The sequence below is a fragment of the Arthrobacter sp. P2b genome, assembly GCF_900168295.1.
GTDB lineage: Bacteria > Actinomycetota > Actinomycetes > Actinomycetales > Micrococcaceae > Arthrobacter.
In genome coordinates, this window is record NZ_FVZL01000004.1 from 106,893 (window position 1) to 120,738 (window position 13,846).

Annotated in this window: 11 protein-coding genes; 6 read left to right on the forward strand and 5 right to left on the reverse strand. The window is 67.5% G+C overall.

What is annotated here, in order from left to right; genetic code table 11:
• The first annotated feature begins 86 nt into the window (after positions 1–86).
• The 6 genes from B5520_RS09485 (at position 87) to B5520_RS09510 (ending at position 7,507) form a co-directional block, all read left to right on the forward strand.
• Positions 87–971 (forward strand): LysR family transcriptional regulator, encoded by an 885-nt coding sequence (locus B5520_RS09485; RefSeq protein WP_079596821.1) that lies wholly within the window; start codon positions 87–89, stop codon positions 969–971.
• 133 nt (positions 972–1,104) lie between these two features.
• On the forward strand, positions 1,105–2,019 hold the full coding sequence (gene kdgD / locus B5520_RS09490; protein ID WP_079596822.1) for a 5-dehydro-4-deoxyglucarate dehydratase: 915 nt from the start codon (positions 1,105–1,107) through the stop codon (positions 2,017–2,019).
• Positions 2,020–2,051: 32 nt separating this feature from the next.
• Positions 2,052–3,668, forward strand: a complete 1,617-nt coding sequence (locus tag B5520_RS09495) for an aldehyde dehydrogenase (NADP(+)) (RefSeq protein WP_079596823.1) — start codon at positions 2,052–2,054, stop codon at positions 3,666–3,668.
• Positions 3,665–4,993 carry an enolase C-terminal domain-like protein gene (locus B5520_RS09500; protein WP_079596824.1) on the forward strand — a complete coding sequence of 443 codons (1,329 nt, stop codon included), beginning with the start codon at positions 3,665–3,667 and terminating at the stop codon, positions 4,991–4,993. The genes B5520_RS09495 and B5520_RS09500 overlap by 4 nt, the downstream gene beginning before the upstream one ends.
• A gap of 124 nt (positions 4,994–5,117) precedes the next feature.
• Complete coding sequence (locus B5520_RS09505; protein ID WP_079596825.1) at positions 5,118–6,467, forward strand: MFS transporter; 1,350 nt, start codon at positions 5,118–5,120, stop codon at positions 6,465–6,467.
• Positions 6,468–6,682: 215 nt separating this feature from the next.
• Positions 6,683–7,507, forward strand: a complete 825-nt coding sequence (locus B5520_RS09510) for a putative hydro-lyase (RefSeq protein ID WP_079596826.1) — start codon at positions 6,683–6,685, stop codon at positions 7,505–7,507.
• A gap of 24 nt (positions 7,508–7,531) precedes the next feature.
• Here B5520_RS09510 and B5520_RS09515 read toward each other — a convergent pair whose 3' ends face one another.
• From B5520_RS09515 to B5520_RS09535, 5 genes are all read right to left on the reverse strand, one after another.
• Positions 7,532–8,245 (reverse strand): GntR family transcriptional regulator, encoded by a 714-nt coding sequence (locus B5520_RS09515; protein ID WP_079596827.1) that lies wholly within the window; start codon positions 8,243–8,245, stop codon positions 7,532–7,534.
• Positions 8,246–8,291: 46 nt separating this feature from the next.
• Entirely contained in the window at positions 8,292–10,025 is a 1,734-nt protein-coding gene (locus B5520_RS09520) for an acetyl/propionyl/methylcrotonyl-CoA carboxylase subunit alpha (protein WP_079596828.1), read from the reverse strand.
• The gene (locus tag B5520_RS09525; RefSeq protein WP_079596829.1) at positions 10,022–11,701 is read right to left on the reverse strand and encodes a 5-oxoprolinase subunit B/C family protein; all 1,680 of its coding nucleotides are present in this window, start codon (positions 11,699–11,701) and stop codon (positions 10,022–10,024) included. The genes B5520_RS09520 and B5520_RS09525 overlap by 4 nt, the downstream gene beginning before the upstream one ends.
• Positions 11,698–12,456 (reverse strand): LamB/YcsF family protein, encoded by a 759-nt coding sequence (locus B5520_RS09530; protein WP_079596830.1) that lies wholly within the window; start codon positions 12,454–12,456, stop codon positions 11,698–11,700. The genes B5520_RS09525 and B5520_RS09530 overlap by 4 nt, the downstream gene beginning before the upstream one ends.
• A gap of 158 nt (positions 12,457–12,614) precedes the next feature.
• Complete coding sequence (locus tag B5520_RS09535; RefSeq protein ID WP_079596831.1) at positions 12,615–13,844, reverse strand: beta-ketoacyl-[acyl-carrier-protein] synthase family protein; 1,230 nt, start codon at positions 13,842–13,844, stop codon at positions 12,615–12,617.
• Positions 13,845–13,846 lie beyond the last annotated feature (2 nt).

A 13,846-nucleotide genomic window follows, 5' to 3' on the forward strand; every position in this document is an offset into this window, starting at 1 on the left:
ACTTCGGGTTGCTGGATCGAGTTTAGGGACGCGCTATGATGCCTGTCTAAGCCCAAATCAGTATCAAGTGATACCCGGAAGGCATCATGTTTACGTTTGACCAGCTGGCGGGATTTATTGCCGTCGCAGAGGAACTCCACTTTGGGCGCGCCGCGGAGCGGCTCAACATGACCCAGCCGCCTCTCAGCCGGCAGATCCAGAAACTGGAGAAAATCATCGGCGCTGAACTCCTTGAGCGGGACAACAGGCGGGTGGAGCTCACCTCGGCAGGGGAGACGTTCCTTGAGGAAGCGCGCCGGCTGATGGCGCTGGCGGAGCGTGCCCCGGTCACAGCCCGCCGCATCGCGTCCGGACGCTCGGGCGTCCTGCGGATCGGTTTCACGGCAGCAAGTGGTTTCAGCATCCTGGGCCCTCTGCTGGAAGAGATCTCGGGCATCATGCCGGACGTGGACATCGACCTGCAGGAGTTGGTGACGCGCGAGCAGCTCAACGGCCTGCTGACCGGCGAACTCGACCTTGGCTTCGCGCGCCCTCCCTTTGACAGCGAAACCTTTGATTCGCACTTGCTCTACCGCGAGTCCATGGTGCTCGCGGTTCCCTCAAGCCATCCCCTGACGCTGCTGGGACGGGACCTCACCGCCGAGGATTTCAAGGACGAGCCCCTGATCATGCACTCCCCCACCCAGGCGCGCTATTTCTACGACCTGGTGGTCCGCATGCTCCCCATCCAGCATGCCAACGTGGTGCACACGGTCAGCCAGATCCTCACGATGGTCTCGCTCGTTGCGGCAAAACGCGGGCTGGCCTTCGTGCCCCATTCGGCTACCCTCCTGGGCATCAAAGGCGTGGAATTCCTGCCGTTGGAAGCAGGGAGGGAGGAACAGGTGGAGCTGCACGCGCTCTGGAACCGCAGGATCACCAACCCGGCACTGGCCCGCCTCCTGCGCGACCTTGAGTTTGCCATGGAGTAGACGCACACGGTTCATGCACCGAAGGTATCAATACATACAAAAATGCACTTAGACAGGCATTACGTCCTCTGCCTAACCTGAACAGGAATCCACCACCAGCCGCCCTCCCGGCGCTCACACAGAGGACAACATCGTGGCAAAGTACACCCCGCAGGAACTGGCAAACACCCTGAAAGACGGCCTGCTGTCGTTCCCGGTGACGTCCTTTGACAGCCAGCTGCAGTTCGACGAGGAAAATTACCGGAAGCACCTTGCCTGGCAGGCGAGCTTCCCGGTGGCAGGCCTGTTCGCAGCGGGCGGCACCGGCGAAGGCTTCTCCCTCACCCCCGCCGAATCCGCCCACGTGGTGCGCACCGCCGTCGAAGAAGTCGGCAACCAGGTGCCGGTACTTGCATCAGCCGGCGGATCAACAGCACAGGCAATCGAGAATGCCAAGGCTGCAGAAGCAGCAGGCGCCGACGGCCTCCTGCTCCTCCCGCCTTACCTGACCGAAGCCGACCAGGCCGGCCTGATCGACCACGTCAGCGCCATCTGCAGCGCCACCTCACTGGGTGTCATCATCTACAACCGCGCCAACGCCATCTACAAGGACACCACTGTTGCCGCCCTCGCGGACCGGCACGAAAACCTCATCGGGTTCAAGGACGGTGTTGGCGACCTCGAACACGACGCCCGCGTTTACGCCAAGCTTGGCGACCGCCTCTTCTACCTGGGCGGCCTTCCCACCGCGGAAACCTTCGCCCTCCCCCTGCTGCAGCTGGGCATGAGCACCTACTCCAGCGCGATGTACAACTTCGTCCCGCAGTTCGCGCTGGACTTCTACCAGGATGTCCGCAACAACGACCGCGTGGCCGTCAACAAGAAGCTGAACGACTTCGTGATCCCCTACCTGGACATCCGCGACCGCGTGAAGGGCTACGCTGTCTCCATCGTCAAGGGCGGCCTGGACGCCATCGGCCGCTCCGCCGGCCCGGTCCGCCCCCCTCTGCAGAACATGGCGGAGCAGGACCTGGCGGACCTCAAGGCCCTTATCGCCCGCGTATCCTGACCCTGATCCACCGCTTCCCAGGAGGAACCATCGTGACCCTCACCGGACACTCCCTGATCGCCGGACAGACCGTCGTCGGCGACGGCAAGACAGCCTTCGGCTTCAACCCGGCCACCAATGAACAGCTCGATCCCGCGTACTCCCTGATCACCGAGGACCAACTGAAGCTGGCCACCGCCGCGGCAGCTGACGCGTACCCGTCCTTCTCCACACTGGACCCGGAAACCCACGCCGGGTTCCTTGAAGCGATCGCGGACAACATCGAAGCCATCGGCGAGGAACTGATCGTCCGCGCCGGGCAGGAAACTGGGCTGCCCGCCGCCCGCCTGCAGGGTGAGCGTGCCCGCACCACCGGCCAGCTGCGGCTCTTCGCCAACGTGGTCCGCCAGGGCGACTTCCGCGGAGTCCGCGTGGACCCCGCCATCCCGGACCGCACCCCGCTGCCCCGGGCGGACATCCGCCAGCGCCAGATCCCGCTCGGCCCCGTTGCGGTATTCGGCGCCAGCAACTTCCCGCTCGCCTTCTCCACCGCAGGCGGCGACACCGCCTCGGCCCTGGCCGCAGGCTGCCCCGTCGTCTTCAAGGCACACAACGCCCACCCCGGCACCGGCGAACTCGTCGGCCAGGCCGTGGCCAAAGCCGTCAAAGACTTCGGCCTGCACCCCGGCGTGTTCTCCCTCATCTACGGCCCCGGCGCCAGCATCGGCCAGGCCCTCGTCGCCGACCCCAACATCAAAGCCGTCGGCTTCACCGGCTCCCAGGCCGCCGGCATCTCCCTGATGCGCACCGCCGCGGCCCGCCGCGTACCCATCCCCGTCTACGCCGAAATGTCCTCCCTGAACCCCGTCTTCGTCTTCGAAGGCGCCCTCAAAGGCTCCGCCGAAGACATCGACGCCCTCGCGGCCCAGTACGTTACCGCCGTCACCGGCAGCTCCGGCCAACTTTGCACCTCCCCCGGCCTGCTCTTCGCCCCCGAAGGCGAACTGGGCGACAAACTCGCCGCCGCCGTCGGCCGCGCCGTCTCCGCCTGCTCCGGACAGACCATGCTCACAGCGGGCATCGCCGGTTCGTGGAACGCCGGGGCAGAAGCTTTGGGCAGCGCTGACGGCGTGAACCTGATCGGAAAGGGCGCCGCCGGTGCCACCGAAAACGCCCCGGCACCCACCATCTTCGGCACCCAGGTCCGCGACTTCGTCACCAACCACGTCCTGCACGAGGAAATCTTCGGCGCCGCGTCCCTGGTCATCCGCTACGGAAGCACCGACGAACTCCTCGACGCCATCAAACGCCTCGAAGGCCAACTCACCGCATCACTGCAGCTCACCGAAGAGGACTACCCCACCGCGGCACCCCTGATCCCCGCGCTCGAGCAGAAAGTGGGCCGCATCATCGTCAACGGCTGGCCCACCGGCGTCGAAGTCGGCCACGCCATGGTCCACGGCGGCCCCTTCCCCGCCACCTCCGACTCCCGCACCACCTCCGTCGGAACCCTCGCCATCAACCGCTTCCTGCGCCCCGTCGCCTACCAGAACATCCCCCAGGAACTCCTCCCCACACCCCTGCAGGACACCAACCCCTGGCACCTGAACCGCAGGATCGATGGCGTTGTGGAAGCCGCCGAAGCACAGAAAGCAGGAATTAACGCATGACCTCCCAGCCAAGCATTGCCCGGGTCGAGGTTGTCCCGGTTGCCGGGCACGACAGCATGCTGATGAACCTCAGCGGCGCGCACGGCCCGTTCTTCACCCGCAATGTTGTGATCATCACCGATTCGGACGGCAGGACCGGCCTGGGTGAAGTTCCCGGCGGCGAAAAGATCCGCAACACCATCGAGGAAGCCGGCGCCCTGATTACCGGAAAGCCGGTGGCCCGCTACCGCTCGCTTTTGCGTGAAATCGCTGCCGAGTTCGCTGACCGCGACGCCGGCGGCCGCGGCCTCCAGACCTTCGACCTGCGCACCACGGTCCATGCCGTCACCGCCGTCGAATCCGCGCTGCTGGACCTGCACGGGCAGTACCTCGGCGTTCCCGTGGCTGAACTGCTCGGCGACGGCCAACAGCGCACCTCCGTCCCGATGCTCGGCTACCTCTTCTTCGTGGGGGACCACAAGCGGACTGACCTGCCCTACCTCGTGGAGGACGCACCCGCGGACCGCTGGGAGGAACTCCGCCGGCAGGAAGCCATGACGCCCGAGGCCGTGGTGGCGCTGGCTGAGGCCGCCCAGGAACGGTACGGGTTCAGCGACTTCAAGCTCAAGGGCGGCGTGCTGTCCGGCGACGACGAAGTGGACGTGGTCACGGCCCTCGCCAAGCGCTTCCCCGAGGCCCGGGTGACCCTCGACCCCAACGGCGGCTGGCTCCTGGACGAGGCAATCCGGCTGGGCAAGCGGATGCAGGGCGTTGTGGCCTACGCGGAAGACCCCTGCGGCGCAGAAGGCCGCTTCTCCGGCCGGGAAGTCATGGCGGAGTTCCGCAGGGCCACGGGCCTGAAGACGGCCACCAACATGATTGCCACGGACTGGCGGGAGATGTCGCACGCGATCCGCAGCAACGCCGTGGACATCCCCCTGGCTGACCCGCACTTCTGGACCATGCACGGCTCGGTGCGGGTGGCGCAGATGTGCCACGAGTTCGGCCTCACCTGGGGCTCGCACTCGAACAACCACTTTGACATCTCGCTGGCCATGTTTACCCACACCGGTGCCGCGGCTCCGGGTGAAATCACCGCCCTGGACACGCACTGGATCTGGCAGGACGGCCAGGGCCTCACCAAGGAACCGCTGCAGATCAAGGACGGCGCCATCGAGGTTCCGGCCGCCCCGGGCCTCGGCATCGAGCTGGACCGCGACGCCCTGGACAAGGCCCACAAGCTGTATCTGGAACAGGGCCTGAATGCCCGCGACGACAGCATCGGCATGCAGTACTACATCGAGGGCTGGTCCTTCGACCCGAAGCGGCCCTGCCTCGTTCGGTAGCAGCCTCCGGCAGCACTTTCGGTAAAGTAGTGGGGTCCGCTGTGGCGTGCCCCACTACTTTCCTGTGCCCCCGCATTGGGCCCCGCAGCCGGCCTGCGTTATCTATCCAAAGGAAATACATTCAATGAAGTCTGCAGACAATGCTGTCTCGGACGTGGCGACAGCCACGAAGAAGTTCTTCAAACGCGTTCTGCCCATCATGCTGGTCATGCTGGTCTGCAACCAGCTGAACCGGTCCAACATCGGCTACGCCCAGGACCACCTCCAGGCGGATGTGGGCATCGGCGCCGCCGCCTACGGGTTCGGTGCGGGCCTGTTCTTCATCGCCTATGCCATCTTTGAACTCCCCAGCAACGTGATGATGGAAAAGTACGGCGCCAAGGTCTGGCTGACCCGCATCATGGTCAGCTGGGGCATCGTTTCCTTCCTGATGGCGTTCGTGCAGAACGAAACCATGTTCTACGTCCTGCGCTTCCTGCTGGGTGCCGCGGAGGCCGGCTTCTTCCCCGCCGTCATCTTCTACTTTGCCCGCTGGGTTCCGGCGGGCCAGCGCGGCAAGGCCACCGCGATCTTCATCGCGGGCTCCTCCATCGCCGCGGCAATTTCCGGCCCCATCGCCGGCATGCTGCTCAGCCTCCACGGCACCCTGGGGCTGCGCGGCTGGCAGTGGCTCTTCGGCTTCGAAGGCGCCCTCTCCGTGGTGGTGGGCATGGCCGTGTTCTTTGTCCTGGACGCCCGCATCAAGGACGCCAAGTGGCTCTCCCCCGCCGAAAAGGACGCCCTGTCCCAGGCCATCAGCGACGAGGACGCACAGCACACCACGGCCGGCGGCGCCAAGATCAACCGCTGGAAGATGCTGCTCAACCCGCAGATCCTGCTGCTGTGCGGCATCTACTTCTCGGTGCAGCTGTCCATCTACGCCAACACGTTCTGGCTCCCCAGCATCATCAAGCAGATCCCCGGCACCACGGACCTGACCGTGGGGTTCCTGTCCTCCATCCCGTGGGTCTGCGCCGTCTTCGCCATGTACTTCGCCGCTAAATTGCAGGACAAGGCCAAGTCCAAGCGCCCGCTGCTGGTGGTTGCCCTGCTGGTGGCAGCCGTCGGCACGTTCGCCGCCGCCATCGCATCTCCGGTCATGGCCCTGGTCTTCCTGGCCATCGCGGCCATGGGTTTCAAGAGCGCCTCGCCACTGTTCTGGACCATCCCGCAGTCCGGCCTGCACCCGATGATCCTCGCCCCGGCCATCGCCATCATCAATTCGCTGGGAAACCTGGGCGGCTTTGTGGCCCCCTTCGGCTTCGGCATCATCAAGGAGCAGACCGGCAGCGTTATCCCCGGCCTGTTCGCGCTGGCCGCCGCCTCCACCATCGCTGCCGGGCTGGTGTACTTCCTGAAAGAGCGCCGAACCGATGGCGCTCCAGTGCAGGTTGAGGAAGCCGCCGTGCAGGAACCGGTCGCCAGCCGCGCCTAAACGGGAGTACGACGGCGGCTCGTACGACGGCGGCGCCAGGCGCCACTGGGGTATTGATCGCCACGGCTGACGAACCTCCCAACAAGGACCTCAGGGCGGGCCGCGCAAGAATTGTTCAACAATCTCTTGCGCGGCCCGCCCTTCGGTCGTTAAGCTGGCAAAAGACCCTGTGATTGCAGTCACTGAACCCCCTTTGTGCCCGGCAGGAGCCCGCCATGACCATCCCCGCAAACCCGCCCGCCGCCGTCGTGCGTCCGGAGAACCCGGCCGCGTTGTCCCCCGCCCAGGCGCGGGCCCTCTTCCGGGCTGGCCTGGTGACGCCCACGTCAGGGTGGAGTGCAGGCTACACGCAGGCCAACCTGATGATCGTTCCGAAGGCGCAGGCCTTCGACGTGCTGCTGTTCGCGCAGCGGAACCCCAAGCCGTGCCCCGTCCTGGGGGTGCTCGACGCCGGCGAGACGAGCAGTGCGCTGCTCGCCGGCGGTGACATCCGGACTGACGTGCCGAAGTACGCCGTCTACGAAAACGGCGTGAAGGTGGACGAGCCAACGGACATCACGGAGTACTGGCGGGATGACCTGGTCACCTTCATCGTGGGCTGCAGCTTCACGTTCGAGGCCGCGCTGCAGGAGGGCGGCATCCGCATCGCCCACATCGACCAGGGCGTCAACGTCCCGATGTACCGGACCTCCGTCCGCTGCGAACCGGCCGGCGCCCTGGCCGGGCCGCTGGTAGTGTCCATGCGGCCTGTTCCGGCCTCGCAGGTGGCCGACGCCGTCCGCATCACGTCGCGCTACCCCGCCGTCCATGGCGCCCCGGTCCACGTGGGCAATCCGTCCGAGATTGGCATTGCGGACCTGTCCCGTCCCGACTTCGGCGATCCCGTCCGGATTCCGGAGGGGCACATTCCGGTGTTCTGGGCATGCGGGGTGACCCCGCAGGCAATGGTGATGGAATCCCGGCCGGCACTGGCCATCGGGCACGCGCCGGGGCACATGCTGATTACGGACGCCCGGGACAGCTCCTACCTGGTGCCCTAGGCACTGCTGCAGAAGTCAGGCAGCTTAGGCAGGGTCCACGGCGGCCGGCCCGGCCGGGACAGCGCCGATATGGACCAGCAGCTCATGCTCAGCGGTGTCCAGGTAGCGCCGGAGCTCGGCGGCTGCCTCTTCGCGCTGGCCGGCACGGATTTGCTGCACGAGGGCGACGTTCCGGTCCACGTAGTGGCTGTGGAAGTCAGGCGTGGTGGCCATCGCATGGAAGACCAGGCGCATTTCCGCGAGCACCTTTTCCATCAGCTCGGACAGTGATGCGCTGCCGGACAGGGCCACCAGGGCCTTGTGCAGCTCCTGGTTGGCGTCGGCCATCTCGGGCACCGAGTTGGCAGCCTTGGCCGCCTGCGCCCTGGCAACAATGGCCTCCAGGTGTTCCAGCGCCCCGGGCGGCATCTCGCCCCATTGGACGGCGGCCGGCTCGATCAGCCGGCGAACCCGGTAGATCTCCCGCACATCCTCAGCTCCGGGAGCGGCAACATAGACGCCCCGGTTGGGAATCCGCTGCACCATCGACTCCCCGGCCAGGACCGTAAAGGCCTCGCGCAGAGTATTCCGGGAAACGCCGAGGGCTTCAGAGAGCTTCTGCTCCGAGAGTTTGGTCCCCGGCGGAAGCTCACCGGCCGAAATGCGCGAGCGGAGCACGCTGGCCACCCACGCCCCCGTGTGGGCGTGGGCTGCCTGGGCGCCGTCGGCGATCCCCTGGAGTGCTGCGTTCATGGGCATCGTTCCAATCTATCGAAAGATTGGCCTTCCCCAGTTCAGGCGGCCGCTATGCGATCCGGCAAAGGACGTCACCGCGGCCGACGACGTTGCCGGGCTCCTGCGGGCCCCGCGCCAGGGTGCCGCTGCGGTGGGCGGGCACCACGGTTTCCATCTTCATCGCCTCCAGCACGGCCACCGGCTGGCCGGCCTCAACGTGTTCGCCATCCTCGGCCACCCATTTCACCAGGGAACCTGACATCGGTGAGGCGAGTTCGGCGTCGTCCTCTTCCTCGGCCGCCGCAGAGGAGTGGCCTGCGCCGCCGCCTCCGCTGAGCAGGGCTTCGTACAGCTTCGCCGGCAACCCGAGCTGCACGGCCTTGCCGTCCAGCTCCACCGTGAAGGTCCTGCGGGCGGCACCGGGCTGGGTGCGGGCTATCTCCGGAGAGGCCGCCAGCTGCTCCGCGAATTCATTCTCGATCCAGGTGGTGTGCACGCCCAGTCCTTCCTCGGCCGTGAAGGCGGGATGGCGGACCACGGCACGGTGGAACGGCAGGACGGTGGGCAGCCCCACGATGCGCATCTCCTCGAGCGCGGCGGCGGCGCGGCGGAGCGCCTGCGGCCGGTCCTCGCCGTGGACGATGAGCTTGGCGAGCAGGGAATCGTATTCACCCGGGACCACGGAGCCGGACCGGACGCCGGAGTCGACGCGGATGCCGGCGCCGGTGGGCGGTTCAAAGGCCTCAATGGTGCCCGGGCCGGGGAGGAAGCCGCGGGCCGGGTCCTCGGCATTGAGCCGGAATTCGATGGCATGGCCGCGGGGCTCGGGGTCGGACGTGATGCCAAGGACGCCGCCGGCGGCGATGCGGAACTGCTCGCGGACCAGGTCCACGCCGGACGTTTCTTCGGTGACGGGATGCTCCACCTGCAGGCGGGTGTTCACCTCAAGGAAGGAGATGATCCCGTCCTTGCCCACCAGGAACTCGACGGTCCCGGCGCCGTGGTAGTCCGCTTCCCGGCAGATCGCCTTGGCGGATTCGTGGATCAGCGAGCGCTGCTCCACTGTGAGGAACGGTGCCGGGGCTTCCTCCACGAGCTTCTGGTTGCGGCGCTGCAGCGAGCAGTCGCGGGTTCCCAGGACCACCACGTTGCCGTGGGTATCGGCCAGGACCTGCGCTTCGACGTGCCGGGGCTGGTCCAGGAACCGCTCCACAAAGCACTCGCCGCGGCCGAACGCCACAGTGGATTCGCGGACCGCGGATTCGAACGCGTCTTCCACGTCCTCCATCCGCCGGGCCACCTTCAGTCCCCGGCCGCCGCCGCCGAACGCGGCCTTGATGGCCACCGGCAGGCCGTATTCCCGGGCGAAGGCCAGCACTTCCTCGGCATTGGCTAGGGGTCCGTCGCTGCCGGGCACAAGCGGCGCGCCGGCCCGGACGGCGATCTCCCGGGCGGTCACCTTGTTGCCCAGGGCACGGATCGAATCGGGCGACGGACCCACCCACGCCAGGCCAGCATTGATGACGGCTTCGGCAAAGTCCGCATTCTCGGAGAGGAACCCGTAGCCGGGGTGGATGGCGTCCGCACCTGAGCGCTTGGCGGCGTCCAGGAGCTTGGCGATGTCCAGGTACGTTTCGGCGCTGGCGGTGCCGCCCAGAGCGTACGCCTCGTCAGCGAGCCGCACGTGCAGGCTGTCGGCGTCCGGGTCGGAGTAGACGGCGACGGACCCGAGCCCGGAGTCCGAGCACGCCCGGGCAATCCGCACTGCAATTTCGCCGCGGTTGGCAATCAGGACTTTTTTCATGGCTGGCTTCCTTCAAACGCGGTGGCGCCTACGGCTGATTCACGGGGGGTTTCCTGGCGGGCTGCCTGGTCAACAACTTCCTGGTCAACAGGCTCCAGGGTGCGGGGGTCCACGATGGTGAACTCCACGTGGCGCCCGGGCGGCAACTGGGCAGCCAGGGGCAGGTCTTCGGGCACGACGACGGCGATCACCGGGTATCCGCCGGTCACCGGGTGGTCGGCCAGGAACAGGACCGGGTGTCCGTTGGGCGGCATCTGCAGTGCCCCGGCCACCGTTCCTTCACTGGGCAGTTCACCGTCCCGGGCGCGTTCAAGGGCGCGGCCCTCCTCCGGCGGGGCGAGCCGGACACCGATCCGGTTGGACTGCTCGGTGACCAGCCACTGCTGGCCGGTGAAGAGACCGATGGCTTCGGCGTCGAACCAGTCATCACGGGGGCCGAGTGTCACGCGCAGGGTGGTGGTCGATGACCCGGCTTCCAGCATGCCGTCCTCCGGTATTCCCACCGGCCAGACTCCTGTTATGGGGGCAACGGGCACGAAAGTCCCCGCCGCCAGCGGGGCCGGTCCGATGCCGGACATCGAATCGCTGGAACGGCTGCCCAGGACCGGGGGAACATCGAACCCGCCGCGCACGGCCAGGTAGCTCCGCACGCCGGCGCTGGGCGGACTGATGGTGAGCGTCTCGCCGTCGAGCAGGGCAAAGGGTGTATGCATGGCCGGGTGCCGCAGGAGCGTCCGGGATTCGTCGCGGATTTCAAGGACAGCCGGAGCACCGGCAACAGCCAGCACCTGGTCGCCATCGGCCCGCACGGCGAGGCCGCCGAGGAGGTTTTCGACGACGGCAGCATCGGGCCCGTTGCCTGCCAACCGGTTCGCCTGACGGACGGAGCGCTGGTCGGCAGCACCGGACACGGAGACACCGAGGTCCCCGAAACCGGGCCGGCCCAGGTCCTGGACCAGGGACTGCAGCCCCGGGGCCTGGACGGTGAGCCCGGAGCGGGATTCCGTGTTTTCGGGAGAAGCCGGCTTTACCTCTTCAGCTGAGGGGGCTGCCACTGCTTCCCGCACCGCGACGTAGCGGACGGTATCGCCCGGGCGGACCAGTGCCGGGGACTCCCGGCCCAGGTCCCACATCACCGCGCTGGTGTGGCCGAGGAGCTGCCAGCCGCCCGGGGACTGACGCGGGTAGACGGCGGAGAATGCGCCGCCAAGCGCCACGGAGCCGGCGGGCACGGCGGTGCGGGGCGAGCTGCGGCGGGGCACGTTCAGCGAGCCGTTCTCGCCCACCAGGTAGGTGAAGCCGGGGGCAAAGCCGCCGAACGCCCCGGTCCATGCCTGCCCGGTGTGGGCGGCAATCACGCCGTCGGCACCCAGTCCGGTAAGCCGGCCCACTTCGGCGAGGTCTTCGCCGTCGTACACCACTTCGATGGTGACCTCGTTGCCGGTGCCATGGTGGCGGGCCGTGAGGTCAAGGTGCGGAAGCAGTTCGCGGGCGGCGCCGGTGTGGAACCGGGAAGCAAACTTGACCAGCACGGTGGCAGCGCCGGCGATGGCATCCAGCTGGCCCGGCAGGGGGTCGGCCTCCAGCCGGTGGTGCAGGGCGAGCACCGACGCGAGGTCGGTCAGCTCTACGAGGACCGCACGGGGACCGGCCCAACGGATACCGGTGATGCTCATGCAAAGCTCCGGACGGTGACGCCGGCTTGTTCGAGTCCCGCGCGTACCGCTCCGGCCATGGCAACGGCACCCGGGGTGTCACCGTGGACGCAGATGCTGTCCGCCTGGACCTGCAGCACGGACCCGTCACGGGCAATGATCGTCCTGTCGGTGGCGAGCCGGACCATGTTCTCGGTGATGGCGCTGTGGTCGTGCAGTACGGCACCTTCCTCCCGGCGGGAGACGAGGGTTCCGTCGGGGTTGTAGGCGCGGTCCGCGAAGGCTTCGGAGAGCGGCGTAAGGCCCCGCGCAGCGGCCTTTTTCCCTGCAACGGCGCCCGGGAGGAGCAGCAGCGGGAGGTCCGGGTTGAACGCATGCACGGCGTCCACCACCGCCTGGGCGTGGACCTCGTGGTGCACGATGGTGTTGTAGAGGGCACCGTGGGGTTTGACGTACTTGACCTCGGCGCCGGCTGCGCGGGCAAGGGCCTGCAGCGCGCCGAGCTGGTACAGGACATCATCGGCAAGCTCGGTGGCGGAGCAGTCGAGGAACCGGCGGCCGAAGCCGGCAAGGTCACGGTAGCCCACGTGCGCGCCGATGGTAACGCCGGCGGCGACAGCATCCCGGCAGGTGCGGGCAATGGTGGAAGGATCGCCCGCGTGGAAGCCGCAGGCCACGTTGGCGCTGGTCACGTGGCGGAAGACGGCGGCATCGTCGCCCATGGTCCAGTTGCCGAAGGATTCCCCGACGTCGCTGTTCAGATCGATGAAAGGCATGTGACCCTCGTCTCAGGTTGGATTCTTCATCCATCATGCCTCAAGAACCAGGATTGTTCAACAATCTTTTTACCGCAGTCTGGTTAGAGCAACGCGGGGTCACTTTCGGCCCAATCCGCACCTCGGATTGGGCCCGTAGTGACCCCGCGTTGCTGTGCTTACTCCCCGGTGATCACCAAGGCGACACTGTGCCCGCCGAAGCCGAAGGCGTTCACCAGGCCGGCCCGGGGATTTCCCGCCGGCAGGGCGTACGCTTCCTCGGTGATGACGTTCAGGTCCACTTCGGGGTCCTGCGCCTCAACGTTCAGGGTGCCCGGAAGCTGGCCGGTCCGCAGGGCTTCAAGCACAACGACGGCGGCCAGCGCGCCGGCCCCGCCCAGCAGGTGGCCGGTGTGCCCCTTGGTGGAGGTGACGGGTAGGTCCGCGCCGAAGATCGCGTTGATGGCCTGGCCTTCGAGCCGGTCCCCCACCGGGGTGGAGGTGGCGTGGGCGTGGACGAAGCCGATGTCCGCGGGCTCCATGCCCGCCGACTCCAGGGCCTTCTGCATCACGCGCCGCTGCATCGCGGGGTCTGCCGCCACGATGTCGTTCGCGTCGGAGGTGACCGCGCCGCCGGCTACGGCTCCCAGCACCAAAGCGCCGCGGGCGCGGGCGTGCTCTTCGCTTTCCAGCACCACGACGCCGGCGCCTTCCGCGAGAACAAAGCCGTCCCGGCCGCCGTCGAACGGGCGCGAGGCCCGCTGTGGATCGTCGGAGCGGGTGGACAGTGCACGGATCTGGGAGAAGCCGGTGATCACCAGGTCGTTGACGGAGGCGTCAACACCGCCTGCAATGACGACGTCGGCAGCGCCGGAGCGGATCATCTCGGCTGCCTGGACAATCGCCTCGGCGCCGGATGCGCAGGCGCTGACGGGCGTTCGGGCGCCGCCGCGGGCGCCGAGGTCGATGGACACCCAGGCCGCGGGGCCGTTGACCATGAGCCGGGTCAGGGTATGGGGAGACACCTTGCGGGGCCCGGATTCCGCGAGGGTGCGATCCTGTTCCAGAGTGGAGCCAAGGCCGCCGTACGCGGAGCCGATCACCACGGCGAAGCGTTCCGGGTCCACCTCAGGGGCGCCGGCCTGCTTCCACGCTTCCCGCGCGGCAATGAGCGCGAGCTGGCCGCAGCGGTCCATCCGCTTGATCTCGCGGGTGCTCAGGTGCTCGGAAAGGTCGGCGGGCGCCTGGCCGGCGATCTTGACGGGCAGCTGCTCAGCCCACTCCTCCTCCAGGGCGGCGATGCCGGACTGCCCGGCCAGGAGGGCCGTCCAGGTTTCGGCCACCGACGATCCGAGCGGGTTGATGGTCCCGGCACCGGTGACCAGCGCGCGTGGTTGTGATGCTGTCATAT